Source organism: Sedimenticola hydrogenitrophicus (genome assembly GCF_025175675.1).
GTDB lineage: Bacteria > Pseudomonadota > Gammaproteobacteria > Chromatiales > Chromatiaceae > Sedimenticola > Sedimenticola hydrogenitrophicus.
This window is the reverse complement of the sequence record NZ_JANIOA010000015.1, coordinates 23,904-48,481: the sequence shown is the minus strand read 5'-3', so window position 1 is coordinate 48,481 and position 24,578 is coordinate 23,904. Positions and strand designations below refer to the sequence as shown.

General features: G+C 64.4%; 21 protein-coding genes. 16 read left to right on the top strand and 5 right to left on the bottom strand.

Going from position 1 to position 24,578, the window contains the following annotated elements; genetic code table 11:
- The first annotated feature begins 20 nt into the window (after positions 1-20).
- The 3 genes from yidC to NPX02_RS10080 all read left to right on the top strand — a co-directional run bounded on the left by yidC (position 21) and on the right by NPX02_RS10080 (position 3,799).
- Positions 21-1,721 carry a membrane protein insertase YidC gene (gene yidC, locus NPX02_RS10090; protein WP_260293412.1) on the top strand — a complete coding sequence of 567 codons (1,701 nt, stop codon included), beginning with the start codon at positions 21-23 and terminating at the stop codon, positions 1,719-1,721.
- 13 nt (positions 1,722-1,734) lie between these two features.
- Positions 1,735-3,081, top strand: a complete 1,347-nt coding sequence (gene mnmE / locus NPX02_RS10085) for a tRNA uridine-5-carboxymethylaminomethyl(34) synthesis GTPase MnmE (protein WP_260293411.1) — start codon at positions 1,735-1,737, stop codon at positions 3,079-3,081.
- 148 nt (positions 3,082-3,229) lie between these two features.
- Positions 3,230-3,799, top strand: coding sequence for a nuclease-related domain-containing protein (locus NPX02_RS10080; protein ID WP_260293410.1), 570 nt, complete (start codon positions 3,230-3,232; stop codon positions 3,797-3,799).
- Here NPX02_RS10080 and NPX02_RS10075 read toward each other — a convergent pair.
- Positions 3,796-4,644 carry a paraquat-inducible protein A gene (locus NPX02_RS10075; RefSeq protein WP_260293409.1) on the bottom strand — a complete coding sequence of 283 codons (849 nt, stop codon included), beginning with the start codon at positions 4,642-4,644 and terminating at the stop codon, positions 3,796-3,798. The genes NPX02_RS10080 and NPX02_RS10075 overlap by 4 nt on opposite strands.
- Positions 4,645-4,804: 160 nt before the next feature.
- On the opposite strand from NPX02_RS10075, the gene NPX02_RS10070 reads away from it, so the two are divergent.
- From NPX02_RS10070 to rbr, 3 genes are read left to right on the top strand one after another with little or no spacing between them, the layout of a single operon-like run.
- Positions 4,805-5,914 (top strand): NAD(P)-binding domain-containing protein, encoded by a 1,110-nt coding sequence (locus tag NPX02_RS10070; RefSeq protein ID WP_260293408.1) that lies wholly within the window; start codon positions 4,805-4,807, stop codon positions 5,912-5,914.
- A gap of 48 nt (positions 5,915-5,962) precedes the next feature.
- Positions 5,963-6,913: a DMT family transporter gene (locus tag NPX02_RS10065; RefSeq protein ID WP_260293407.1), complete on the top strand. Its 951-nt coding sequence runs from the start codon at positions 5,963-5,965 to the stop codon at positions 6,911-6,913.
- 41 nt (positions 6,914-6,954) lie between these two features.
- The gene (rbr, locus tag NPX02_RS10060; RefSeq protein WP_260293406.1) at positions 6,955-7,533 is read left to right on the top strand and encodes a rubrerythrin; all 579 of its coding nucleotides are present in this window, start codon (positions 6,955-6,957) and stop codon (positions 7,531-7,533) included.
- Between the two features lie 435 nt (positions 7,534-7,968).
- Here rbr and NPX02_RS10055 read toward each other — a convergent pair whose 3' ends face one another.
- From NPX02_RS10055 to NPX02_RS10045, 3 genes are read right to left on the bottom strand one after another with little or no spacing between them, the layout of a single operon-like run.
- Positions 7,969-9,939, bottom strand: coding sequence for a transglutaminase TgpA family protein (locus NPX02_RS10055; RefSeq protein ID WP_260293405.1), 1,971 nt, complete (start codon positions 9,937-9,939; stop codon positions 7,969-7,971).
- A complete protein-coding gene (locus NPX02_RS10050) occupies positions 9,936-10,886 on the bottom strand; it encodes a DUF58 domain-containing protein (RefSeq protein WP_260293404.1) in 951 nt (316 codons plus the stop codon). Before NPX02_RS10050 ends, NPX02_RS10055 begins: the two co-directional genes overlap by 4 nt.
- Positions 10,883-11,800 carry an AAA family ATPase gene (locus NPX02_RS10045; protein ID WP_260293403.1) on the bottom strand — a complete coding sequence of 306 codons (918 nt, stop codon included), beginning with the start codon at positions 11,798-11,800 and terminating at the stop codon, positions 10,883-10,885. The genes NPX02_RS10050 and NPX02_RS10045 overlap by 4 nt, the downstream gene beginning before the upstream one ends.
- 579 nt (positions 11,801-12,379) lie before the next feature.
- Between NPX02_RS10045 and NPX02_RS10040 the strand changes: the two genes are divergently transcribed.
- The 10 genes from NPX02_RS10040 (at position 12,380) to NPX02_RS09995 (ending at position 23,814) form a co-directional block, all read left to right on the top strand.
- A complete protein-coding gene (locus NPX02_RS10040; RefSeq protein ID WP_260293402.1) occupies positions 12,380-14,401 on the top strand; it encodes a sodium-translocating pyrophosphatase in 2,022 nt (673 codons plus the stop codon).
- 65 nt (positions 14,402-14,466) lie between these two features.
- Positions 14,467-14,694 carry a hypothetical protein gene (locus tag NPX02_RS10035; protein ID WP_260293401.1) on the top strand — a complete coding sequence of 76 codons (228 nt, stop codon included), beginning with the start codon at positions 14,467-14,469 and terminating at the stop codon, positions 14,692-14,694.
- Between the two features lie 220 nt (positions 14,695-14,914).
- The gene (locus NPX02_RS10030; protein ID WP_260293400.1) at positions 14,915-15,562 is read left to right on the top strand and encodes a TetR/AcrR family transcriptional regulator; all 648 of its coding nucleotides are present in this window, start codon (positions 14,915-14,917) and stop codon (positions 15,560-15,562) included.
- The gene (locus tag NPX02_RS10025) at positions 15,559-16,578 is read left to right on the top strand and encodes an HlyD family secretion protein (protein ID WP_260293399.1); all 1,020 of its coding nucleotides are present in this window, start codon (positions 15,559-15,561) and stop codon (positions 16,576-16,578) included. Before NPX02_RS10030 ends, NPX02_RS10025 begins: the two co-directional genes overlap by 4 nt.
- Before the next feature lie 12 nt (positions 16,579-16,590).
- Positions 16,591-18,309, top strand: coding sequence for an ATP-binding cassette domain-containing protein (locus NPX02_RS10020; RefSeq protein ID WP_260293398.1), 1,719 nt, complete (start codon positions 16,591-16,593; stop codon positions 18,307-18,309).
- Positions 18,306-19,418 carry an ABC transporter permease gene (locus NPX02_RS10015; RefSeq protein WP_260293396.1) on the top strand — a complete coding sequence of 371 codons (1,113 nt, stop codon included), beginning with the start codon at positions 18,306-18,308 and terminating at the stop codon, positions 19,416-19,418. Before NPX02_RS10020 ends, NPX02_RS10015 begins: the two co-directional genes overlap by 4 nt.
- Positions 19,419-19,423: 5 nt before the next feature.
- Complete coding sequence (locus NPX02_RS10010; RefSeq protein ID WP_260293394.1) at positions 19,424-20,533, top strand: ABC transporter permease; 1,110 nt, start codon at positions 19,424-19,426, stop codon at positions 20,531-20,533.
- A gap of 116 nt (positions 20,534-20,649) precedes the next feature.
- The gene (mnmG, locus tag NPX02_RS10005; protein WP_260293392.1) at positions 20,650-22,521 is read left to right on the top strand and encodes a tRNA uridine-5-carboxymethylaminomethyl(34) synthesis enzyme MnmG; all 1,872 of its coding nucleotides are present in this window, start codon (positions 20,650-20,652) and stop codon (positions 22,519-22,521) included.
- Complete coding sequence (gene rsmG / locus NPX02_RS10000) at positions 22,518-23,168, top strand: 16S rRNA (guanine(527)-N(7))-methyltransferase RsmG (RefSeq protein WP_335342548.1); 651 nt, start codon at positions 22,518-22,520, stop codon at positions 23,166-23,168. Before mnmG ends, rsmG begins: the two co-directional genes overlap by 4 nt.
- Before the next feature lie 196 nt (positions 23,169-23,364).
- Positions 23,365-23,814, top strand: a complete 450-nt coding sequence (locus NPX02_RS09995; RefSeq protein WP_260293391.1) for a YaiI/YqxD family protein — start codon at positions 23,365-23,367, stop codon at positions 23,812-23,814.
- A gap of 226 nt (positions 23,815-24,040) precedes the next feature.
- On the opposite strand, the gene NPX02_RS09990 is transcribed toward NPX02_RS09995, so the two are convergent.
- Positions 24,041-24,421 (bottom strand): DUF3461 family protein, encoded by a 381-nt coding sequence (locus NPX02_RS09990; protein ID WP_260293390.1) that lies wholly within the window; start codon positions 24,419-24,421, stop codon positions 24,041-24,043.
- Positions 24,422-24,578: the final 157 nt, after the last annotated feature.

Sequence of the window (24,578 nt, the reverse complement as noted above, 5' to 3'; positions counted from 1 at the left end):
ATTCGAGTTCGAGATAGTCCATGGATAACCTTCGCCTGATACTGTTTTTCGCCCTGGCCTTCATCCTGATGATGCTCTGGCAGGCGTGGGATAAGGACTACGGCGGCAAGCCGCAAACGGCCGCCCCTACCGAGATGAGCAGCGACAAGGCCGGCACCACGACGTCCGTTCCCAGGGCGATCCCATCGGCACCGACGCCCGCTGCCAACGGGCAACCCTCCGCCGTCCCCTTGATCACGGCCGATTCTGCGCTGCCCATGGCAGGGGCGGAAAGCCAGCCCACCGCCGCCAGCGTCACCGTCAGGACCGATCTCTACACCATGGAGATCGGCACCGTCGGCGGCAATGTGCTGAAGGTGTTCCTGAACGAGTATCCCGCCTCGCTGGGGGACCAGGAAAACAGCTTCCAGTTGATGAAACCGGAGATACCCAACCTGTTCGTCGCCCAGTCTGGCCTGATTGCCGGCGAGGGCAGCGCCGCGCCCAGTCATGAGACCCCCTATCGGGTCAACAGTCACAGCTATCGGTTGGAGAGTGGCGCGGACCAGCTGAGTGTGGATCTCTACTGGACCAGCCCGGAGGGGGTCAAGGTCACCAAACGCTTCAATTACCAGCGTGGCAGCTACCTGGTGACGGTTCAACATATTGTTGAAAACGGTTCCGGCCAACCCTGGGTCGGCCGCGAGTATCGCCAGTTGATGCGCACCCCTGCGGTGGATGACAGCGCCGCCTCCAAGGTGCTCTACACCTACACCGGCGGTGCCATCTACAGTGGAGAGAAGAAGTACGAAAAGATCGACTTTGATGATATGCAGGAGTCCAAACTCTCGCGCGAGGTGAAGGGCGGCTGGATCGCCATGCTGCAGCACTATTTTGTCGGCGCCTGGATACCGCCGGCGGATCAGACCGGCACCTTCTACACCAATGTGCTCCCCGGCGAACGCTATGTGCTGGGCGCCTACACCCCGGCGCTGACGGTCGATAAAGGCACCAGCCATACCTTCAGCAGCGGCTTTGTCGCCAGCCCCAAGCTGCAGGATGAGCTGAAGGCGATCTCTACGGGGCTCGATCTCACCGTCGATTACGGCTGGCTGACGGTGATCGCGCAGCCGATCTTCTGGCTGCTCAAGCAGATTCAAGGTGTGGTAGTCAACTGGGGTGTGGCCATCATCCTGCTGACCCTGCTGATCAAGGTACTGTTCTACAAACTCTCCGAGGCCAGCTACAAATCCATGGCCAACATGCGCCGGATGACACCGCGCATCCAGGCCTTGAAGGATCGATTCGGCGAGGATAAAACGCGACTCAACGCCGCCATGATGGAGCTGTACAAGAAGGAGAAGATAAATCCGCTGGGCGGCTGTCTGCCGATCGTGGTGCAGATCCCGGTCTTCATCTCCCTCTACTGGGTGCTGCTGGAGAGCGTGGAACTGCGTCAGGCACCATTTATTTTCTGGATCCAGGATCTCTCCACCAAGGATCCCTACTTCGTGCTGCCGCTGATCATGGGTATCTCCATGTTTATCCAGCAAAAGTTGAATCCGGCGCCGCCGGATCCCATGCAGGCCAAGATCATGATGGCCCTGCCGGTGGTGTTCACCGTCTTCTTCGCCTTCTTCCCCTCGGGTCTGGTGCTCTACTGGGTGACTAACAACGTGCTGTCCATTGCCCAGCAGTGGCACATCACCCGCCAGATCGAGAATGCCGCCGCCAGGGCCTGATCCAGCCAGCCCTGTGGTTGCACAGGAATCCATAGCCGCGGTTGCCACCCCGCCCGGAATGGGCGGGGTCGGCATCATCCGCATCTCCGGAAGTCAGGCGGCCACGGTCGCCCGAACCCTCACCGGCGCCCTACCGGAGCCACGCCTCGCCCGCTTTGCCCGCTTTCGTAATGCCGGGGGAGAGGTGCTGGATGAAGGCCTGGTGCTGTTCTTTCCCGGCCCCCACTCCTTTACCGGTGAAGATGTGCTGGAGCTGCAGGGCCACGGCGGTCCGGTGGTGCTGGATCTGCTGCTGCAGAGTGTCCTGGAGTGCGGGGTGCGGCTGGCCCGTCCGGGCGAGTTCAGCCAGCGTGCCTTCCTCAACGGCAAGCTGGACCTGACCCAGGCCGAGGCGATCGCCGATCTGATCGAGAGTGGCACGGCCGCCGCCGCCCGGCTGGCGGTGCGCTCCCTGGAGGGCGAGTTCTCCAGGCGCATTCATCAGCTGGTGGAGCAGCTGATCTTGCTGCGCATGTATGTGGAGGCGGCGATCGATTTTCCGGAAGAGGAGATCGATTTTCTCTCCGACGGCAAGGTGGCCGGGGACCTGGCGGAGATCATCGCCGCCGTCGGCGCCGTGCAACAGAGCGCCCGGCTGGGACGGCTGATGCGCGACGGTATGACCCTGGTGATCGCCGGCCTGCCCAATGCGGGCAAATCGAGTCTGCTGAACAGCCTGGCCGGGCGCGAATCGGCCATTGTCACCGATATTCCCGGCACCACCCGGGACCTGCTGCGCGAGCAGATCCAGATCGACGGCATGCCGCTGCACCTGATCGATACCGCCGGCCTGCGCGAGAGCAACGACGCGGTGGAGCTGGAGGGGATCCGCCGCGCCCGGGCGGAGATCGCCCGGGCGGATCGCATCCTCTGGATCTTCGATGACCAGCTGGATCCCCGGCACCGGGCGTTCGACAGCAGCCTGCTGCCGGCGGCGATACCGGTCACCTTCATCCGCAACAAGATCGATCAGAGCAACACCCCGGCAAGACTCCGGGAGAGCGCGGACGTTACCGAGATCGCCCTGTCGGCCAAGACCGGCGAAGGCATCGACCTGCTGCGGGAGCATCTGAAACAGTGCATGGGCTTCAGTAGCGGACAGGAGGGTGAATTTATCGCCCGGCGCCGGCATCTGGATGCCATTCAACGCGCGAGTGAGCACCTACTCACCGGTCAGGCTGCACTGCAGGGGCAAGGCTCCGGCGAGTTGCTGGCGGAGGATCTGCGCCAGGCGCAGCAGGCATTGAGTGAGATAACCGGCGAGTTCAGTGCCGATGATCTGCTGGGGCAGATCTTCAGCAGTTTCTGCATCGGTAAATAATCGCCCCGTCCTTATCGGACGGGGTCACAAAAGCGCAGAAAAAGGTTGTCCTGATGGCGCTTGTTGGCCAAACTTTGCGCCTGGCGGATCAGGCATCCTGCGGATGCGTAAGTTGATGAAGTACCCTGGATAGGCATTTTAATCACCCATGTTCTCCCTCACTCCCGAGCAAATACCGTGGCTGGTTGCGGCCCTGTCGACGATGGCCCTGCTGTTGCCCGCCATCCTGTTCCGCCGCCGCCTCGCCGCCTTCCTGAAACAGCACCGGCTCGGCCAGGCCATCCGCCGCCTGGGACCCAAGGTACACCACGATCTGCTGCTGCCGGACGGCATCGATGGCGTGCTGGTGGCGGACTATGTGGTGTTGACCCACAAGGGCATCCTGCTGGTCACGGTCAACTGGTACGAGGGCAATATCTTCGGCGGCAAGGATACCGACCAGTGGACCCAGGTATGGTGCGGCGCCTCAAACCGCTTTACCAATCCGCTGCATGAACTGCAGCTGATCTGTGCCACGGTCAGATCCCTGGTACCCAATATCCCGGTGAGCGGGATCGTGCTGTTTGCCGGCAATTGCACCTTCCCCAAGGATAAACCGGACGGTGCCTGCCTGTTGCACGACCTGCCGAGACAGCGGCGCAAGCAGGTGGTCCCGCCCCGTTTTGAAACCGCCTGGGAACTGCTGCTGGTGAAGGCCGGGATGCTCAGTTTCGGTTAGGTAGGCAAGGCATTCGCCAGCTGCAGCTGCCTGAGTTGCCGGCTGATCAGCTGCGAACCGGACAGCGAAAGCACCACATAGAGAGCGAAGAACCAGAGTCCGGCCTGTACCTCGGCCTGGGTCAGTCCGCCGCCATTGTTGGAAAAGAAGGCCACCAGGATGGCCACCACAAAGACATCCGCCATGGACCACTTGCCCAGGTGATGGCTCAGGTGCAGGCCACGCAGGGAGAGGTGATGGGTACGGCTGAACAGGGTCAGCCAGGCGACCCCGGTTTTCAGCAGCGGCAGTACCACGCTGAACAGCGTCAGCAGCAGCGCCAGCCAGAGATTGCCGTTGCTCCAGAGCCCGGTGATGGTGGTGAGTATGCCCTTGGACTGAAACTGCAACACGGTTTCACCCAGCACCGGCAGCGTCTTACTCACCTCCACCGAGAGAATCGGTGTGGTCAGGCCGACCGCCAGGGCGATGATACCCACGGTGAGCATGGCATAGCCGAGATCGCCGGAGCGGCGCCGGGGCAACCAGGAGACCAGCAGCAGTAAAGTGGCATTGAGCAAAAACAGTGCCGTCAGCTGATTCACCGACGCCCGGTAGGCGGCCTGCAGCGCCTTCTGCCGGTTGAGATCCGCCAGCTGTTGGCTGTAGCCGTCATAGAGACCGAAACTCAACGCCTCCAGCAGCTGGCGGCCGCTGGTCTCCATCTGGCTGGTGGCCTGCAGTTGCTGGATGATCGCCAAGGTCTGCCGTTCATAGGCGTTCGCCTGTTCCCAGATCTTCCAACCACAGCCCAGCAAGCCGATCAGCAGCAGGGCCAGCAGCAGACCGTTGAGTATTTTGTTCATCAGCTAAGGCGGGATCCGGTGGTGTCTCTTCGATGCCCTACTCTAGCGGGGAAACTCCAGACGATGCAAACCGGCGGATACCCCTGCATCTGTAGCGGATAAGCGGAATCGTGATCTGCTAAGATGGGTCACGATATTGCACCAGAACAGGACGGAGATCATGTTGAAACTTGCTTATGTAGGCGGACTGGGAATGATGGCCGGACCGGCCGCCGTGCATCTTGCGGCGGACGGCCCGGCGCGGGTGCTGCGGGTACAGGATCGCGGCAGCCAGGGCGGCACCCGGGAGCAGTACCGGGCGGACTGGCGGGCGCACGGCGCGGACCTGGTGCCGACCCTGCAACAAACAGTGGGCAGCGGGGACCTGGACGGGGTGGTGGTCTGCGCCGGCAAGAACGGTGACGACGTGGCGATTATCGGCGAGTTGGCCGGCCGCCTGCGCGCCGAGTCGTCCGCCCGCCCCTTCATCCTGCACCTCTCCACCGTCAGTCCCGACTTTGCCGAGGCGGCTACCACCTTCTGTGCCGGTCAGCAGGTGGACTACGTCAACTACCCCCTGACCGGCGGCCCGCTGGGCGCCCAGCTGGGCGGGGCGGATCCCAAGGGGATGCTGATCCTGGCCAGCGGTGACGAGGCGCTGTACCAGCGGCTGCTGCCCCTGCTGCAACGCCTGGGCCATCCCCGCTACTTCGGCGGTTCACCCGCGGCCGGCGCCATCACCAAGCTGATTGGCCACCACATGGTGTTCAATGGCCTGAACGGCATCGCCACCGCCGCCGCCATCCATGCCGACTGCTTCAACCAGGGCCGACTGGGAGGCGACGAACAGTACGACTACCTCGGGTTTCTCAACGGCGGCGCCGGCGGCACCCGGCAGTGGGACCTGGCCCTCAGCAAGGGCATCGCCGCGGACAACTGGGAGCAGGGTTTCGGTATTCATCATGCGGTAGTGGACGCGGTCTACGCCGCCCGCCTGGCGCTGGCGGCGGGTCTGCCGCGGATCTCCATCCAGGCCATGACCAACACCGCCTTTATCTTCTCCTACCTGTTGCAGCGGTATCCCGGGCAGACCCTGGCCACCCATGCCGTGGCGCGTGAGATGATCCGCAGCGGCAGCGCGGCGCTGGATCGCTTCATGGAGGAAAGGGGAGCGTTCGGCGCGGATGCGGATGCGGTGATTACCGCCTGTGTCGCCTCGCTGCCGGAGAGGATCCGCGACTCGGCCCTGCTCGAGGTCACGATCGACCATTTCGAGTCCCGCCTGCCGTGATTCCGCCCTGGACGATTGCATGATGTCCGGGCGATCCCGGGTGCACCGGTGACCGGGCTACCCACCGGAGCGCCCCGATCGCGGGCGCGGCACTGGTTTGAGCTGCCGGCGGTGCTGCTGGTGCTGGCCACCCTGTTCTGGGGCGGCAATGCCGTGGTCGGCAAGCTCGCCCTCAACTACATGTCGGGGATCGAACTCTCCTTCTGGCGCTGGGTGCTGGCGTTTGTGATCCTGCTCCCCTTCGCCTGGCGTCCCTGTCTGCGCGATCTGGGCTACTATCGCCGGCACCGCTGGCTGCTGCTGTTTCTCGCCCTGCTCAGCGTCTCCCTCTACAACTCGCTGCAGTACGTGGCGCTGCAGTGGACCAGCGCCATCAATGTGGGGGTGGTGAGCGCCACCATGCCGCTGGAGGTGTTCCTGCTCACCTGGCTGCTGGGGCAGGAGCGCGCCAACTGGCTGCAGAAGTTGGGTCTGCTGCTGGCGCTGCTGGGGGTCGGCTGGGTGGTCGCCCGCGGTCAGCTGCAGGTGTTGACCGGCCTGCAGTTGAATCCGGGCGACCTGCTGATGCTGACGGCGGTGTTCGGCTTCGCCATCTACTCGGTGCTGATGCGCAAACTGCCGCGCGAACTGGACAAGCTGGGGCTGCTGCTGTTGCTCATCTTTATCGGTAGCATCGGCATCCTGCCCTTCTACCTCTGGGACATCAGCAGCCGCGAGACCTTCACCCTGAATACCGACACCGCCCTGATCCTCGGCTACGTGGCGATCTTCCCCTCGCTGCTCTCCTACTACTTCTGGAACAAGGCGGTACTGCTCGGTGGGGCCAACCAGGCCGGTCTGTTCACCAACCTGATCTCGGTTTTCGCCAGCCTGCTGGCGGTGATCTTTCTGGGCGAGGCGTTCCGCTCCTACCATGTGATCGGCATGACCACCATCTTCGTCGCCATCCTGCTCGCCACCTATGTCTCCAAGTGGTATTCCCTGAGGCAATCACGCTAGAATGAACACAGAAAAATCAGGGTTTCACAGGGAGTCGTATCATGAACAAGAGTATTCGCGGATCGCAAACCGAGAAAAACCTGCTCACCGCCTTTGCCGGCGAATCCCAGGCGCGCAACCGCTACAGCTATTTTGCCGGCGCGGCGCGCAACGAGGGGCTGGTGCAGATCGCCGCTATCTTCGAAGAGACCGCCAACCAGGAGAAGGAGCACGCCAAGCGCTTTTTCAAGTTCCTTGAGGGTGGCGAGGTGCAGATCACCGAGACCTTCCCCGCCGGCCTGATCGGTAGCACCCTGGAGAATCTGCGCCACGCCGCCGCCGGTGAGGAGCACGAGTGGACCTCGATGTATCCGGAGTTTGCCCGGGTCGCCCGGGAAGAGGGCTTCAGGCAGGTGGCGGCGGCGTTCGAGGCGATCAGCATCGCCGAGAAGCAGCACCACAAGCAGTACCGGACCCTGGCCGATAACCTGGAGGCGGGTCTGGTGTTCAAACGTAACGGCAAGGTGGTCTGGCGCTGTCGCAACTGCGGCTATCTGCACGAGGCCGAGGCGGCACCCAATGTCTGCCCCGCCTGCCTCCATCCCCAGGCCCATTTCGAGTTGCTGGGCGAGAACTGGTAGGCATTGTCCCAACTTTCGGTCAGCGTATAACTCAAGTTTCGGAGTTCATTTCACAAAGCCGGAATCGCTGAATTCCCAGGGTGAGAAGTGGTACAAGGATGTAACCGCGAAGGACGCAAAGCACGCGAAGAACCGCCCAGCTTAGTATCAGCCCTGTAGGGTGGGCACGCTTTTTGTGCCCACGCGGTTGTAGCTGCATAGATGACAGCGTGGGCACAGACGACGTGCCCACCCTACGCGCCTGCTGCAGAAGGGTGGATGAACCGTAGGCCGCATTAGCGCAGCATAATTCGACGCATACACTCGGTCTGTCGGGTTACGCCTTCGGCTAACGCGACCTACAAATACCACGAACTCCGAAACTTGAGTTATAGGGCGGGCCGTGCCCGCCGCAGGATCGCAGAAACCATCCATGGAGTGCCAGCTGACCCCGGCTCAGGCGCGGAAACCGCGTACCAGTTGGTGCAGCCGGCGGCGCTGTTGCGGGTCATCCGATGGGCCATAACGCAGCGCGATGTAGAGATTCACAATGGCGCTCACCTGGCGCTGCAGGTCCGGGCGCTGGCGGATCACCCGGCGGGCGAAATCCCGCGGTCCCTCGTGGGGCTGGCGCACCAGCCCGCGGCGCGCCAGGCGGTGGCAGAACTTCACGTAGTCCCCCTGCACCGGGTCGGGCCGGATCCGGTCGCGGCGGCGCAGCAGCAGTAGCAGCAGTGGCAGCAGCGCGGCGGTGGCCAGCACCATGGCCAAGGCCAGTTTGAACTCCGATAGCGAGCCGAAACCGAGCAACTGCAACAGGCTTTGCTGCTGTTGCCGGGAGTAGCCGAGGATCCAGCGGTGCCAGGAGGCGTTGGCCGCATCCAGACCCAGCCGGAACTGTTGCATCATGCCCCGCAGCAGATCGCTGTCGGCCGATGCGAAGATCACCGGAACACCCGGGTCGGCGTTCTCGTCCAGGTCGAACTCGAAACTGCGTTCGATGCGCTCGGGGGCCACGGCCGCGGTCGGGTCGATCCGGGTCCAGCCGCTCTCCGCCAGCCACACCTCGCTCCAGGCGTGGGCGTCCGACTGGCGCACGATGAGGTAGTTGCCCAGGGGGTTGCGCTGCCCGCCCTGGTAACCGGTCACCACCCGCGCCGGGATACCGGCCAGCCGCATCAACAGGGTGAAGCTGGTGGCGTAGTGCTCGCAGAAGCCGCGCCGGCTGTCGAACAGAAACTGATCGACCGGATTGGTCCCCAGCAACGGCGGGTTCAGGGTGTAGTAGAAGGGTTCGCTGCGGAAGAATTGCAGTGCCCGGCTGACCAGCTGCGCGTCGCCGCCGGTCCCGGCGCGCCAACCGGCCACCAAGGCGCGCATGCGCGGGGTTATCGTATCCGGCAGCTGCAATCCCAAACGGCGCTGGCGCTCGCTCAAGGCGCCGGTGTGGTAGGCCAGGCGTGAGCTGGCGACGTAGCGGTAGCGTCGGTTGCGGACATTTTTGGCGCTGATCTGGTAATCCGCCGACAGGGTTGCCCCGACCGGCAGGGTTTCCGGCAGGTCCAGGGCATACAGCCAGTCGTTGGGCGAGGGTTCCAGGGTCACCTGATAGCCTACCGGATCCGCATCGCTGCGGTAGGTCACGGGGCCCGGCTCCATCAGGCGGCCGCGGCTCCAGCGCCGGCCGTCGCTATGCCAGAGCACCGGGCCGCGCCAGTAGCGCAGCCGCGGCGGCGGTATCGTCTGATCGAAATCGACCCGGAAGGCGACGGCCCGGGAGCGGATCAGCTGGCTGATGCTACCCAGGGTGATGCTGTCGCTGAGCCCGGTCTTGCCGATGGAGTTGTCCACCCCCAGGTTCCACAGGGGGCCTTCAATGCGCGGAAACAGAAAGAACAGCACCAGCATGATGGGCAGGGCTTGGGCGGTCAGGCCAGCGGCAAAACGCAGCGAGTGCAGCGGCCAGCCCGGGCGGCTTGTGGCGCGGCTGGCCTCGATCAGCAAGCCGCTGAGGCCGATCACCAGGACGCATACATAGGCCACCAGCAGCATCCCCTGGTCAAACAGGAAATGGGTGCTCAGGGTGAAGTAGCCGAGAAACACCACCACATAGAGATCGCGACGGCGGCGGCACTCCATCAGTTTCAGGCCCAGCATCAGCGCCAACAGGGCGACCTTGGCCGGCAGGCCCATCAGCAGGGGATAGAGGGTAAAGATCAGCGCGGCCCCGGCCAGGGTGATGCCCAGCAGCAGCCAGCGGCCGGGGTGCAACCGGGGCAGATAGAGGGTGGTCAGGCGCAGCAGGATGATGGCGATGAACGCCAGGCTGATACGCAGATCCAGGCGCGCAAAATGGGGTGCCACCAGCAACAGGGTGATCAGGCTGAGGGCCAGCAGGGGGCGGCGTCCGAGCTCGTTCGGGGTCATGGTCGCGGTTCGCCGTACAGGGCCAGGGCGGCGAGCGCCGCGTGGCGCTGCGAGTCACCCCGGGCCGGCTTCAACTCCAGCTCCGGCAGGCGCAAGCCGAACACCTGCTGCCGCTCGGCGGCGTCCAGTACCGCCCGGCAGAGGGCACTGAGCCGGGCCTCGGTCTCCAGCCCGGGATAGTCTCCCCAGTTGATCCACAGCTGGTCGGCGCGGTCGCCGCCGAACTGCTTGGTCTGCAGTCCCTGCTCCCGGGCCTGGACCTTCCAGGCGATCTGCCGCGGGGAGTCGCCGGGGCGGTAGCTGCGCAGGCCGACGAAATCATCGGCACCCACCCCCTTGTCGCCCTGCTGGCTCGGCTGGTAGCTGGGCTGGCCGGTCGCCGGGGTGCGCGGCCCGGGCGCGGGATAGACCAGCGCCTCCCCGTCCAGCTCCAGATAACACCAGGCATGGAGCAGGCCCAGTGGATAGCGGGTGGAGAGGATACAGCGCGGCATGGAAAAGCGGCCGCGCCGTTCGGCGCGCGCGCTCAGGGTGAAACGCTGTTCACTGCGCGGCGCCAGGTCGCCGGCGACCGCTTCGTGGGCGGCCAGCTGGAGCCGGATGCCGGGGCGTTCGCCGTCCCGCGGATTGCCGACCTGGATCTCGAACCGGGCCTGCTGACCCTTGAATAGCGGATCACTGCGTCCCGGGCGCAGCGTCAGTCCCAGCAGATTACGCCAGGTATGCAGCATCGCCACCAGGCCGAGACCGGCCAGCAGGAAGGTGAGCAGAAAGCCGAGATTGTTGGCATAGTTGACCGAGCCGATCCAGATCAGCAACAGCAGCAGGGCGAAGCCGAGGCCATAGCGGGTGGGGATGATGTAGATCTGTTGCGCGCCTACCGTGGCCCCGCCTCGCGCATCACCGCGGCAGCGCCGGATAAAACGCTCCGGGACCTGCCACCTCATGGCAGCGGCACGGATTCGAGCAGGAACTGCGCCAGCCCCGCACCCTCACGCACCCCGGTATCACTGCCGGAGTGCAGCCGGTGCGCCACCGTGGCACTCAGCACCGTCTGCACGTCCTCCGGCAGCACCTGCGGGTGACCGGCCTGCAGGGCCCAGGCGCGGGCGCTGTTGATCAGGGCCAGTCCGGCGCGGGGCGAGAGGCCGTGATTGAAGCGGGGACTGTTGCGGCTGAATTTGAGCAGGGCCTGGATGTAATCCAGCAGGGCGTCCGATACATGGACCCGGGCCACCTGCTGCTGCAGGGCGCGCAGCTGTTCCAGGTCGAGGCAGGGATCGAGCTGCTCCAACAGGCTGCGCCGGTCCTCGCCGTTCAGCAGCACCCGCTCGGCCCGGGCGTCCGGATAGCCGATATGCAGTCGCATCAGGAAGCGGTCCAGTTGCGACTCCGGCAGCGGGAAGGTGCCGATCTGGTGAGCCGGATTCTGGGTGGCGATGACGAAGAACGGCTGCGGCAGGCTGCGGGTGCTGCCGTCGATGGTCACCTGCCGCTCCTCCATGGCCTCCAGCAAGGCACTCTGCGCCTTGGGGGTGGCCCGGTTGATCTCATCCGCCAGCAGCAGTTGGGTGAACACCGGGCCGGGATGAAACTGGAACGACTCCTCCCCGCGATGATAGACCGAGACGCCGATGATATCCGCCGGCAGCAGGTCGCTGGTGAACTGGATACGCTGGTACTGCAGTCCCAGCAACCGGGCCAGGGTGTGGGCCAGGGTGGTCTTGCCGACCCCCGGGAGGTCTTCGATCAACAGGTGACCATTGGCCAGCAGACAGGTCAGGGCCAGCCGCAGTGTATGCTCCTTGCCGACGATGATTTTACCGGCTTCCATCACCACCTGATCCAGCAGCTGCTTCATAATGACTCCCGATTTGTCGTCGCTGATTTCAAAGAGTACCAGCTTTAGGTCCGCTGCCTGGCAGGGGAAGGCGGAATGTGCTCACGGTCGCAAAAACTGACGGGTATTCACCCGTTCGCGAGGATATTTGTACAGCATTTTTTAGATCCATATTAATGTTATCGGCCCCGGGGGGCGTTTCGGCAGTGGATAAATGCCCGTTATATCGCGCTGCATCAATCCCTGTAGGCCCCGCCATCGCTGAATTTAACACATCCTTATCTACTAACATGCTGCAATTGCAACATAGCTTTTTTTGATTGTTGCAAAGCGAATTCTGATTATCGCCGGCCTGCTTCCAGGACTAGGATGAATCCGTTTGCCAGTGTCCGGTTCCGCTATCCCAGAGAAAAACGAACCATTGCTTGCTGTGACCATTAGGGCCTGGATAGAGATAACTGCCACCTAGTTATTTATTGACAGGCCCGATAATCAGACACCGCAGGAACCTCTGCCTGGCAAGCAGTTGCCGGGTTATATCGATATCACCATAACAAAAATGGCCCGGCCTTAAATCAAAACGATTTTTGGAGGTATACAATGACATCGGGCCTTGTTTTTGCACTGTTATGCGCTGTGGGGGCAATCGCCTACGGCGCCTACTCCATCCGCTGGCTATTGGCCAAACCGGAGGGATCCGAGGAGATGCGCAACATCAGCCTGGCGATCCGCGAGGGGGCGTCGGCCTACCTCAATCGGCAGTACATGGCGATCAGCATCGTCGGGGTGGTCCTGTTCGGGGTGATCTACGGCTTACTAAATTCCACCACCGCGTTCGGCTTTGCCCTCGGCGCCATCTTCTCCGGGCTGGCCGGTTATATCGGCATGAACATCTCGGTACGGGCCAATTCGCGCACCACCGAGGCGGCCAAGACCGGCCTCAATGCGGCCCTGGCCGTGGCCTTCCGCGGCGGTGCCATCACCGGCATGCTGGTGGTGGGCCTGGGCCTGCTGGCGGTGGCCGGTTTCTACGCCTGGCTGCTCGGCATGACCCCGGCCGGTGAGGCGGTGAATCTGGCCCCCCTGATCGGATTGGCCTTTGGTGGTTCGCTGATCTCCATCTTCGCCCGGCTGGGCGGCGGTATCTTTACCAAGGGCGCCGATGTGGGCGCCGACCTGGTGGGCAAGGTGGAAGCCGGGATTCCCGAGGATGATCCACGCAATCCGGCGGTAATCGCCGACAACGTGGGCGACAATGTCGGCGACTGTGCCGGTATGGCGGCCGACCTGTTCGAGACCTACGCGGTGACCACTATCGCCACCATGATGCTGGGTGCACTGATCTTCGCGGATAACCCCAACGCGGCCCTGCTGCCGCTGGTGCTGGGCGGCATCTCCATCCTCACCTCGATCATCGGCACCTTCTTTGTCTCGGTAAAAGATGGCGGCAAGATCATGAACGCCCTGTACCGCGCCCTGGGGGTCTCCGCCGTCCTCTCGGCCGCCGCCTTTTATCCGGTGACCCAGTGGCTGATGGGTGATGATGTCACCTATGCGGTGATGGATCTGTACGGCGCAGCCCTGATCGGTCTGATCATTACCGCCGCGCTGGTGATGATCACCGACTACTACACCTCGACCGACTACAGACCGGTGCGGCTGCTGGCGGCCGCCTCCACCACCGGCCACGGCACCAACATCATCGCCGGGCTGGCACTCTCCATGCGCTCCACCGCGGCCCCGCTGGTGGTGATCTGTGCCGGTATCTTGTCCGCCTACGCCATGGCCGGGCTGTACGGAATCGCCATCGCCGCGACCTCGATGCTGTCGATGACCGGGATCATCGTCGCCATCGATGCCTATGGACCGATCACCGATAACGCCGGCGGTATCGCCGAAATGGCCAACCTGCCCAACGAGATCCGCAGTATCACCGATGAGCTGGATGCCGTGGGCAACACCACCAAGGCGGTGACCAAGGGCTACGCCATCGGTTCCGCGGCCCTGGCGGCGCTGGTGCTGTTCGCCGACTATACCCGGGAACTGGCCCATCACACCGGCGAGGTCCTGACTTTCGATCTCTCCAACCATCTGGTGATCGTCGGGCTGTTCATCGGCGGCCTGGTGCCCTACCTGTTCGGCGCCATGGCGATGGAGGCGGTGGGTCGTGCGGCCGGCGGTATCGTGATCGAGGTGCGGCGGCAGTTCAAGGAGATCCCCGGGATCATGGACGGCAGCGCCAAGCCGGACTACTCCCGTGCCGTGGATATGCTGACCAAATCGGCCATCAAGGAGATGGTGCTCCCCTCCCTGCTGCCGATTGCCGTGCCTTTGGCCGTGGGCCTGATGCTGGGTCCCCAGGCGTTGGGCGGCGTGCTGCTGGGTTCCATCATTACCGGACTGTTCGTCGCCATCTCCATGACCACCGGTGGCGGCGCCTGGGACAATGCGAAAAAATTCATCGAAGACGACAACCATGGCGGCAAGGGATCCGAGGCCCACAAGGCGTCGGTCACCGGGGACACCGTGGGCGATCCCTACAAGGACACCGCCGGCCCGGCGATCAATCCATTGATCAAGATCATCAACATTGTGGCGCTGATGATTGTACCGTTAATGTAATTGCACCCGGTGAAGGCTGGCCGGGGGCATTCCCGGCCAACACTTCGCGGAAAAGGAGAAAAACAATGGCTAAAGTCAGAATTCAATTGGTACCGGAGATCGAGTTCAAGATGGATCTGGACGTATCGGAAGTCGATGCCGACACGCGCGACTACGACGTGCAGCAGCACAAGACAGAGATTTATGCCGAGTTTGAAAGAAGGCTGAAGGCGGCCTTTCCTGAAGGCTACCGGATGCACACCTTCGAGTTCGGCCTGGATACCGGCTGGCACGAGGAGTTGGCCAAGAGCTAGTTTGCCTTCCTCCACCCTGCCCGTCCGATCCTGGTGCGGTCGTGACGGGCATATTCCCACCCCACCCCACCCCACATCCGCTAGTGATAAAAATCAGTTGGCGGCGGGCGCCCGCCAAGCTGCAGGCAGCCATCAGCCCTTGCCGAAAGCGCGCCCGATTGATTCACTCCGGTCGACGCGCTAGCATATTAAACGAATGTTTAATAAATGAGCGAAGTCGATGTCCGCCAAAACCAGCGGCAAGCCCGGCCGACGTGCGGCCGCGCAAGCACAACCCTCAACCCGTTCGGCCTTGTTGACCGCGGCGCGCCGCCTGTTTGCCCGCGACGGTTATCAAGCCGTGTCGGTGCGCCAGCTTGCGCAGGAGGCGAACGTCAATCCGGCGATGGTGAAATACCACTTCCGCAACAAGGAGGGCCTCTACCTGGCGGTGATACAGGAGACGGTTTCACCGATCCTGCAACAATTCGCCGCCCTGGTGGCCGACGGACCTCTGGACCGCGAGGCCCTGGCCGGGTTGCTGCGCAGTTATATGGCGCTGTTACAGCGGGAGGCCTGGTTGCCACCCCTGGTGACCCGTGAGGTGCTCTTGCGTGACGGACCGTTGCGGACCGCCTTCACCAACCAGATCGCCCGGCGGGTGGTCAGCGGCTTGAAGGGGGCGGTGGCTGACGCCCCGGCGACACGACGCAGCGGCGCCGATCTGACCGCGCTGTCGGTACTGGCCATGGTGCTGTTCCCATTTATCGGCCGACCCGTGGTGAAGAGTGCCCTGGGGATCACGCTGGACGAACAGTATGCGGAACAGATGGCGGAGCATATTGCCGCATTGATTTTTGCCCAGGCTGGAAAGGAGGAGTCCACGTGAAAAAATCGCTCCTGATGCTGCCCCTGCTCGCCTTCGTGGCAGTGGGCGGATGGTACTGGTGGTCCAACAGCAGTCCGTCCACTGTGACCGGGGAGTTGCACCTGTACGGCAATATCGAGGTACGCCTGGTCAATCTGGCCTTCAATGCCAGCGGGCGTATTGTCGAGATGCCGGCTGCCGAAGGGGCCCGAGTGCAGCCGGGGCAACCGCTGGCGAAGCTGGAGACCAGCCAGCTGCAGGCGCAGCGCGATGCGGCAGCGGCGCGGGTCGAGGCCCAGCAGCAGCAGGTGAACGCCCTGGTGGCGGGCACCCGCACGGAGGAGATCGACAAACTGCACGCCGAACTGCAGGAAGCCCGGGCCCAGTCCGTCAACGCCCGGCGCAGCCACCGGCGGCAGCAGGACCTGGCGCAGAAAAGCCTGACTTCAACCCAGGATCTGGATAATGCCAGGACGGTGGCGGAGGCCGCTGTCGCCCGGGCACAGGCGGTGCAGGCCGCGCTGGCCCTGGCGGTTGCCGGTCCGCGTGTCGAGGATGTCGCGGCCGCGAAGGCGACCCTGCGAGCCCTGCAGGCGGATCTGGCGCTGGCCGAGCGCAACCTGGCCGAGGCGGTCGTGTACGCACCGGCGGCCGGGGTGATCCAGAGTCGTATCCTGGAGCCGGGGGACATGGCCTCGCCGCAGCGCGCGGTGTATACCCTGGCGCTTACCGACCCCCTGTGGGCACGGGTCTACGTGGACGGCCCCGATCTGGGGCGGGTGCGCCAGGGCATGCCGGCGGAGATCGGCAGCGACAGCTTCCCCACCAAACGCTATCGCGGCTGGGTAGGCTACATCTCACCCAGCGCCGAGTTTACCCCCAAGCAGGTACAGACCGAGGAGGTGCGGGCCGACCTCGTCTATCAGCTGCATGTGTTCGTCTGCAATCCCCAGGACGAACTGCGCCTGGGGATGCCGGTGACGGTCACCCTGGATCTCGACCAGGCACCGGTGACCACGCCCGGCTGCGGTCAATAGGGCCGGCCGCTCATGTCGGCCCCCGTGCTGGAGACCACCGCCCTGTCCAAGTCGTTCCGGCTCCCCGGGCGGCTCGCCCCGGCCCTGCGGGAGGTCAGCCTGCGGGTACCGGCCGGCGTGGTCACCGGGCTGATCGGACCAGACGGTGCCGGCAAGACCACGTTGATGCGCCTGGCCGCCGGTCTGCTGCTGCCGGACAGCGGAGCCATCCGGGTGCTCGGCTACGACGCCAGCCGGGAGTCCATGGCGGTGCAATCCCGGATCGGCTACATGCCACAGCGTTTCGGGCTGTACGACGATCTGACGGTGCAGGAGAACCTCGACCTCTATGCCGATCTGCAGAACGTGCCCCCGGCTTCCCGCCCGACGCGCTATGACGAACTGCTCAACATGACCGGCCTGGGCCGGTTCACCCGGCGACTGGCCGGGCAACTCTCCGGCGGCATGAAGCAGAAGCTGGGACTGGCCTGCACCCTGGTGCGCTCGCCCCGCCTGCTGTTGCTGGATGAACCCACGGTCGGGGTGGACCCGGTGTCGCGTCGCGAATTGTGGCACATCGTTTACCGTCTGGTGGAACAGGAGGGGGTGAGCGTGCTGCTCAGTACCGCCTATCTGGACGAGGCGGAACGCTGCGCCGAGGTGATTCTGCTGCACCAGGGTCGGGTGGTGGGTCATGACCGGCCGGCCGCCTTTAGCGAGCCGTTGCGCGGACGCAGCTTCAGCGTGCACCAGCCCGGCGTACTGCCGCGGCGCCTGCAGACGCGGCTGGCACGCTTGCCGGGGGTGCTCGATGCCACGGTGCAGGGCGAGGCGGTGCGCCTGGTGATGCGCCAGCCCGCCGCGCCGCTGCTAGAGGAGTCTGACCTGGCGACGGCCCGCTGCGAGGCGGTGCCGCCCCGTTTCGAGGACGGTTTTATTGATTTGCTGCGCGGCGACACGGAGATGCAGCCGGGCCTGCAGCCGGCCCCCCACAACATTACCAGCAGCCAGGCCATCAGGGTTACCGGCCTGACCCGGCGGTTTGGCGATTTCGTGGCCGTCCGGGAGGTCAGCTTTCAGGTGAGTGCCGGCGAGGTGTTTGGCCTGCTTGGCGCCAATGGTGCCGGCAAGACCACCACCTTCCGCATGCTCTGCGGCCTGCTGCCGATCAGCGGCGGCGAACTCAGCGTGGCGGGGGTGGACTTGCGCCAGGCGCCAGCGAAGGCGCGCGCGCGCATTGGCTACATGTCGCAGAAATTCTCCCTCTACGGCAACCTGACGGTGCGGCAGAACCTGGAGTTTTTCGGCCAGGCCTACGGGCTGCGTGGTGCCCGGCGCCGAACGCGCCTGCAATGGGCACTGGGCGAGCTGGACCTGGCGGCCTTCGCCGGAGCCCCCAGCGGCGACCTGCCACTGGGTTACAAGCAGCGCCTGGCGCTGGCCTGCGCGCTGATGCATGAGCCGGATATACTGTTCCTGGATGAACCCACCTCCGGCGTCGACCCCCTGGCGCGGCGTGAATTCTGGTCCCACATCAACGCCCTGGCCGATGCCGGGGTGGCGGTGCTGGTCACCACCCATTTTATGGAGGAGGCAGAGTATTGCGACCGCCTGGCGATCATGGCCGCTGGTGAGATCCTGGCCTTGGGCACGCCGGCCGAGGTGAAGGCCCGCGCCCTCGGTCCCCAGGCCCGGTCCGCGACCATGGAGGCGGCCTTCATCGCCCTGATCGAAAGCCGGGAGGCGGCATGAACCGACGCCTCCGTGGCCTGTTGCACAAGGAGTTCCTGCAGGTGTTGCGCGATCCCAGCAGCATTGCGATCGCCTTCCTGATGCCGGCATTCCTGTTGTTGCTGTTCGGCTACGGGGTGTCGATGGACGCCAGCAACGTCCCCCTGGGCCTGGTGGTAGAGCAGCCGAGTGCCGAGGCGGAAAGTTTCGTCGGGGTGTTTCAGCAGTCGCGCTATTTCGCGCCCCGGCGCTTCCCGGACCGGGCCAGCGCGCAGCAGGCGCTCGGTGCCGGTCAAGTGGATGGGGTCGTGGTACTCTCCGGCGATTTCGCGGCGCGGCTCCAGGGTGCGGGCGGGGCCCCCATTCAACTGATCGTCAATGGCGTGAACGCCAACTCGGCGCGGCTGCTGCAGGGCTATGTCGAGGGCGCCTGGCGCAACTGGCTGGAGCGCGAGCTGGACGCCCGGGCGCGTCCCCTGGGGCAACCGGTGATGTTGCAGTCGCGTATCTGGTATAATCCGGGACTGCGCAGCCGCAACTATCTGGTGCCCGGGCTGGTGGCGATCAACATGACCCTGGTGGGGGCGCTGTTGACCGCCCTGGTGATGGCCCGGGAGTGGGAGCGCGGCACCCTGGAGGCGATGCTGGTGACCCCGGTCAGCATGCGCGAGGTGCTGATCGGCAAGGTGCTGCCCTATTTCGTTCTCGGCATGGGGGGCATGGCCCTCTCGGTGGCCATGGCCCTGTGGCTGTTCGAGGTGCCGCTGCGCGGCTCGTTCTGGGTGCTGACCGCCTGCTCGGCGCTGTTTCTGCTGGTTGCACTCGGCATGGGGCTGCTGATTTCGGTGACCGCCCGCAACCAGTTCGTGGCTGGCATGGTCGCCATTATCGCCACCTTTCTGCCGGCCTTCCTGCTCTCCGGCATGCTGTTCGATATCAATAGTATGCCGACGGTGGTGCAGTGGGTGACCCACCTGGTGGCGGCGCGCTATTTCGTCGCCATCCTGCAGACCCTGTTCCTGGCCGGCGATGTCTGGGGGGTGATCCTGCCCAATGCGCTGGCCCTGCTGCTGATGGCGCTGCTGTTTCTCGGTCTGGCGCGCCGCCGCATGCACAAGCGCCTGGAGTGATGGTCATGTGGCAGCGTATCCGCGCCCTGGTAGTGAAGGAGTTCCTCTCCCTGTTCAAGGACAAGAAGAGCCGTTTCGTCACCATCGTGCCGCCACTGATCCAGCTGTTGGTGTTCGGCTACGCGGCCTCGTTCGATCTCAACCAGGTGCCCTACGCGATCTACGACCGGGACCAGGGCCAGGCCGGGCGGGCGCTGGCGGCGGCCTTTTCCGGCTCGCCCAATTTCGATCTGCGGCATATCGTACAGCACCAGGATGAGATCGCGCCGCTGGTCGACAACGGCGAGGTGCTGCTGGTGCTGCAGCTCGAACCCCGCTTCAGCGAAAAGCTGGCGGCCGGGCAACCGGCCGAGGTACAGGTGTTGGTGGATGGGCGTAACTCCAACACCGCGCAGATCGCCGTCAATTACGCCGCCACGGTGATCCGGGAGTTCAATGAGCGCTGGATCGCCGAACATGGGCTGGCGCCGCCACCGGCCCACCTGGTGAGCCGGGCCTGGTTCAACCCCAATCTCGAGAGTCGCTGGTTTTTCATCCCCGGATTGGTGGGTCTGCTGACTCTGGTGGTCACCATGGTGGTCACCTCCCTCTCGGTGGCGCGGGAGCGCGAACAGGGGACCTTCGACCAGCTGCTGGTGACGCCGCTGCGGCCGTTCGAGATCCTGATCGGCAAGGCGACGCCCGGTTTCGTGGTGGGGATGATCGAGGGCAGCGTGGTGATCCTGCTGGCCCAGTACTGGTTCGGCGTGCCCCTGGTGGGCGGGCTTGGGGTACTCTACCTGGGCCTGGTGCTGTTCCTGTTGGCGGCCATCGGTATCGGTCTGGCCATCTCCTCCCTGGCGGTGACCCTGCAGCAGGCCCTGCTCGGCGGCTTCCTGTTCATGGTGCCGGCGGTCATTCTCTCCGGCTTCGCCACCCCCATCGCCAACATGCCGCGGGCGGTGCAACTGCTCACGCTGGTGGATCCGCTGCGCTACTTCCTGGTGGTGGTGCGGGGGGTGTTTCTGGAGGGTGCGCCGCTCTCCATCCTGGTGCATGAGCTGTGGCCGCTGGCCTTGATCGCCGGTTTTACCCTGAGTGCGGCGGCCTGGCTGTTCCGCCATCGCATGTATTGAGCCGGACCCTAGTAAAACACCCATAGTGAGCGCCCGCACACGCGCGGCTGCCTGTTCCAGCCGGACACCCACAAGAGGTACACTAGCCGGCTAAATCGTTCTTGTTCCGAGTAACCATGTTTTATTCCGACAGCTATGAAGTGATTGTGGTGGGCGGCGGCCATGCCGGTACCGAGGCGGCCTTGGCGGCGGCGCGGATGGGCGCGCGCACCCTGCTGCTGAGCCACAACATCGAGACCCTGGGGCAGATGAGCTGCAATCCGGCCATCGGCGGCATTGGCAAGGGGCATCTGGTCAAGGAGGTGGACGCCCTGGGTGGCGCCATGGCCCATGCCACCGATCTCGGCGGCATCCAGTTCCGTATCCTGAATGCCAGCAAGGGGCCGGCGGTGCGGGCGACCCGAGCCCAGGCGGACCGGGTGCGCTACAAGGCGGCGATCCGCTTCGCCCTGGAGAACCAACCCCACCTCGACCTGTTCCAGCAGGCGGTGGACGACCTGATCGTGGAGGGGGAACGGGTCACCGGGGTGGTGACCCAGATGGGACTGAAGTTCCATGCCCGGGCCGTGGTGCTGACCACCGGCACCTTTCTCGGCGGGCGCATCCATATCGGCCTCAACAATTACGAGGGCGGGCGCGCCGGCGACCCCCCGGCCAATGCCCTGTCGCGGCGGCTGCGCGAGCTGCCGTTCAACGTGGCGCGTCTGAAGACCGGTACCCCGCCGCGCATCGACAGCCGCACCATCGACTACAGCCGCCTGGCGGAACAGCCCGGGGACGACCCGGCCCCGGTCTTCTCCTTCATGGGCTCGCGGGATGAACACCCGCGCCAGGTCAGCTGCCACATCACCCACACCAACGAGCGCACCCACGAGATCATCCGCGCCGGGCTGTCGCGTTCGCCCATGTACACCGGGGTGATCGAGGGGGTGGGTCCGCGCTACTGCCCCTCGATCGAGGACAAGGTGGTGCGCTTCGCCGACAAGGAGGCGCACCAGATCTTCATCGAGCCGGAGGGGCTGGAGTGCAACGAGGTGTATCCCAACGGCATCTCCACCTCCCTGCCCTTCGATGTGCAACTCGAACTGGTGCGCTCCATGGAGGGGTTTACCGAGGCGCGCATCATGCGCCCCGGCTACGCCATCGAGTACGATTTCTTCGATCCCCGGGATCTGCGCCCGAGCCTGGAGACGCGCTTCATCGAGGGGCTGTTTTTTGCCGGCCAGATCAACGGCACCACCGGCTACGAGGAGGCGGCGGCCCAGGGGCTGCTGGCCGGACTCAACGCGGTACTCAAAATTCGCGAGCAGGCGGCCTGGTCGCCGCGCCGCGACGAGGCCTATCTCGGGGTGTTGGTGGATGATCTGATCAGCAAGGGGACCCAGGAGCCCTATCGCATGTTCACCAGCCGGGCCGAGTTCCGCCTGCTGCTGCGCGAGGACAACGCCGACCTGCGCCTGACCGAACAGGGGCGCCGGCTGGGGCTGGTGGCGGACGAACGCTGGCAGCGCTTCGAGCAGAAGCGCGAGGCGATCGAGCGCGAGCAGCAGCGGCTGCGGGACATCTGGGTGCAGCCCGGTAGCCCGCTCGCCGAACAGGTCACCGCGCTGTTCGACAGCCCCATCTCCAAGGAGACCCGTGCCCTGGAACTGTTGGCCCGGCCGGATGTGGACTACGCCCGGCTCTGCGGCCTGCCCGCCCTGGGGCCGGGGCTGGCGGACCGTGCGGCGGCCGAGCAGTTGGAGATCCAGGCCCGCTACGCCGGTTACATCAAGCGCCAGCAGGTGGAGATCGACCGCCTCAAGGCCAACGAGGCGCTGAAGCTGCCGGAGCATTTTGACTATGCCCGGGTGCGCGGCCTCTCCGCCGAGGTGCGGGAAAAACTGCTCAAGACCCGCCCGGCCACCATCGGCCAGGCGAGCCGCATTCCCGGGCTGACCCCGGCGGCCATCTCGCTGCTGCTGATCCACCTGAAGCGTACATCATGAACGATCAGATGAAGCTGTGGCGGCGCCAGTTGCGAGAGGGGCTGCTGGCCATGGACATCGCACTCTCGGAGCGCCAACAGCAGCGGTTGCTGGACTATCTCGCCCTGCTGCTGAAGTGGAACAAGGCGTTCAACCTGACCGCCATCCGCGATGCCAATGAGATGGTCTCCCGCCAGCTGCTGGACAGCCTCTCCATCCTGCCGCTGCTGCGGGGGACGCGGGTGCTGGACGTGGGCACCGGCCCCGGCCTGCCGGGCATACCCCTGGCGGTGGCCCGTCCCGAATGCCAATTTACGCTGCTCGATTCCAACGGCAAGAAGACCCGCTTCGTGCAGCAGTCGGTGGTCACCCTGGGGCTGGACAATGTACAGGTGGTGCGCGCCCGGGTGGAGGGGTACCGGCCGGCGGCCGGCTTCGACACCATCACCTCGCGGGCCTTTGCCGCGCTGCCGAAGATGCTGCAACTGACCGAACACCTGCTGGATGAGCGGGGCCGTCTGCTGGCGATGAAAGGGACGGTGCCGGGGGATGAGATCGCCGAACTGGCGGCCGCCGGCTATCGGGTGGAGGTGGTGCCGCTGCAGGTGCCCGAAAGCGCCGGCCAGCGCCATGCCCTGCTGGTGGAGCCTAGTGGCCGGACAGGATAGGCGACAGGTACCTCCGACCCCCTTCCCCACAGACGCGACGGGCGCCGGAACAGGTTGTAAGGTGCTGGTGAGCTTGCGAACCGCACCATGCCCGGTAAGGCTTGATGCGGTTCGCGTTACTCACCACATCCTACGGGCTATCTCGATATCCAGGCTACAATCTGTGTTTGTTCGCGACTAACTCAAGGGAGTAAGCATGCAGATCTGGGTCGATGCCGACGCCTGCCCCAACGTGATCAAGGAGATTCTGTTCCGGGCGGCGGAACGGGTGGAACTGCCGCTCATCCTGGTGGCCAACCAGCCGGTCAGTACTCCGCCTTCCCGCTTCATCCGCTCGATTCGGGTAGCGGCCGGTTTCGATGTGGCGGACAACGAGATCATCCGTCAGGTGGCGTCCGGCGACCTGGTGATCACCGCCGACATCCCGCTGGCGGCCGGGGTGATCGACAAGGGGGGTTATGCGCTGAACCCCCGGGGCGAGCTCTACACCCGGGAGAATATCCGCGAACGACTGACGATGCGCGACTTCATGGATGAACTGCGCGGCAGCGGCGTCAATACCGGCGGACCGCCGGCCCTGGACAAGGGCGACCGTCTGGCCTTTGCCAACGCGCTGGACCGGTTTCTGGCCCGGCGCGGGGACTGAGTCACCGGGTAATTACCCGGCTCAGCCGGGGGACTCGTTGGGTTTGACCTATGTATAAGTAGGGCACCTCTGGACGACAGTTGGCAATTGGACTCTCGCCAAGACGCCAAGCACGCCAAGGAAAACCGTTTATTTCCTTTAACCTTTGCGCTCTTGGCTTCTTGGCGAGAGTAATGATTCTTTACCAATGCGGGACCGGGAAGGCACCGTGGGTACTAACGTGCGCCTACTCCAGGCTTTCGATATCGGCGCGGATCTGCTCCAGCTTGCGCTGCATCACCCGCTCCAGATGGTCGATATCGCTCAGGATGCGCCGCTTGAAATCGGCCACGCTCTCCTCATGGTTCACCAGCTGATCCAGTTCACCGGCCAGTTTCAGCATGGTAGGTGAGATCTCGCTGACCTCCTTGTATTTATGCGTGCCGCTGTCCACCTGCACCATCTTCTTGGCACGACCGTGACGGAACTTCATGCTGTGGGCGAACAGCTCGCCCTTCTTGCGCTTGAAATAGATCTTGAGGATGTCCTCGTCGCCCTCCTGCCGCAGGGTATAGCGTTCAATCTGATCGAGGTCGGTAACGCCCAGTTCTTGCAATGTCTCATACATGGATGGTTCCTTGCCGTGTGACGGCGCCTCCGGGTGATGGGCCTGTGGCTATAAATATGCGTTACCGGGGTGGGAACTGCAAGCCGTGGAATGGCGCGATTCAGGCAGCGGCTTGCCGAGGCTGAAACCGAAGCGCGATAATCGGCAGTATCGCGGA

What these genes read in the sequence shown, in the direction of transcription:
- NPX02_RS10030 (WP_260293400.1), top strand. Translation starts at nt 14,915, where the DNA reads ATGTCCGCCAAAACCAGCGGCAAGCCCGGCCGACGTGCGGCCGCGCAA.
- rsmG (WP_335342548.1), top strand. Translation starts at nt 22,518, where the DNA reads ATGAACGATCAGATGAAGCTGTGGCGGCGCCAGTTGCGAGAGGGGCTG.
- NPX02_RS10010 (WP_260293394.1), top strand. Translation starts at nt 19,424, where the DNA reads ATGTGGCAGCGTATCCGCGCCCTGGTAGTGAAGGAGTTCCTCTCCCTG.
- mnmG (WP_260293392.1), top strand. Translation starts at nt 20,650, where the DNA reads ATGTTTTATTCCGACAGCTATGAAGTGATTGTGGTGGGCGGCGGCCAT.
- NPX02_RS09990 (WP_260293390.1), bottom strand. Translation starts at nt 24,421, where the DNA reads ATGTATGAGACATTGCAAGAACTGGGCGTTACCGACCTCGATCAGATT.
- NPX02_RS10050 (WP_260293404.1), bottom strand. Translation starts at nt 10,886, where the DNA reads ATGAGGTGGCAGGTCCCGGAGCGTTTTATCCGGCGCTGCCGCGGTGAT.
- NPX02_RS10075 (WP_260293409.1), bottom strand. Translation starts at nt 4,644, where the DNA reads ATGAACAAAATACTCAACGGTCTGCTGCTGGCCCTGCTGCTGATCGGC.
- rbr (WP_260293406.1), top strand. Translation starts at nt 6,955, where the DNA reads ATGAACAAGAGTATTCGCGGATCGCAAACCGAGAAAAACCTGCTCACC.
- NPX02_RS10015 (WP_260293396.1), top strand. Translation starts at nt 18,306, where the DNA reads ATGAACCGACGCCTCCGTGGCCTGTTGCACAAGGAGTTCCTGCAGGTG.
- NPX02_RS10020 (WP_260293398.1), top strand. Translation starts at nt 16,591, where the DNA reads ATGTCGGCCCCCGTGCTGGAGACCACCGCCCTGTCCAAGTCGTTCCGG.
- NPX02_RS10035 (WP_260293401.1), top strand. Translation starts at nt 14,467, where the DNA reads ATGGCTAAAGTCAGAATTCAATTGGTACCGGAGATCGAGTTCAAGATG.
- NPX02_RS10080 (WP_260293410.1), top strand. Translation starts at nt 3,230, where the DNA reads ATGTTCTCCCTCACTCCCGAGCAAATACCGTGGCTGGTTGCGGCCCTG.
- NPX02_RS10055 (WP_260293405.1), bottom strand. Translation starts at nt 9,939, where the DNA reads ATGACCCCGAACGAGCTCGGACGCCGCCCCCTGCTGGCCCTCAGCCTG.
- NPX02_RS10070 (WP_260293408.1), top strand. Translation starts at nt 4,805, where the DNA reads ATGTTGAAACTTGCTTATGTAGGCGGACTGGGAATGATGGCCGGACCG.
- NPX02_RS10045 (WP_260293403.1), bottom strand. Translation starts at nt 11,800, where the DNA reads ATGAAGCAGCTGCTGGATCAGGTGGTGATGGAAGCCGGTAAAATCATC.
- NPX02_RS10040 (WP_260293402.1), top strand. Translation starts at nt 12,380, where the DNA reads ATGACATCGGGCCTTGTTTTTGCACTGTTATGCGCTGTGGGGGCAATC.
- NPX02_RS09995 (WP_260293391.1), top strand. Translation starts at nt 23,365, where the DNA reads ATGCAGATCTGGGTCGATGCCGACGCCTGCCCCAACGTGATCAAGGAG.
- yidC (WP_260293412.1), top strand. Translation starts at nt 21, where the DNA reads ATGGATAACCTTCGCCTGATACTGTTTTTCGCCCTGGCCTTCATCCTG.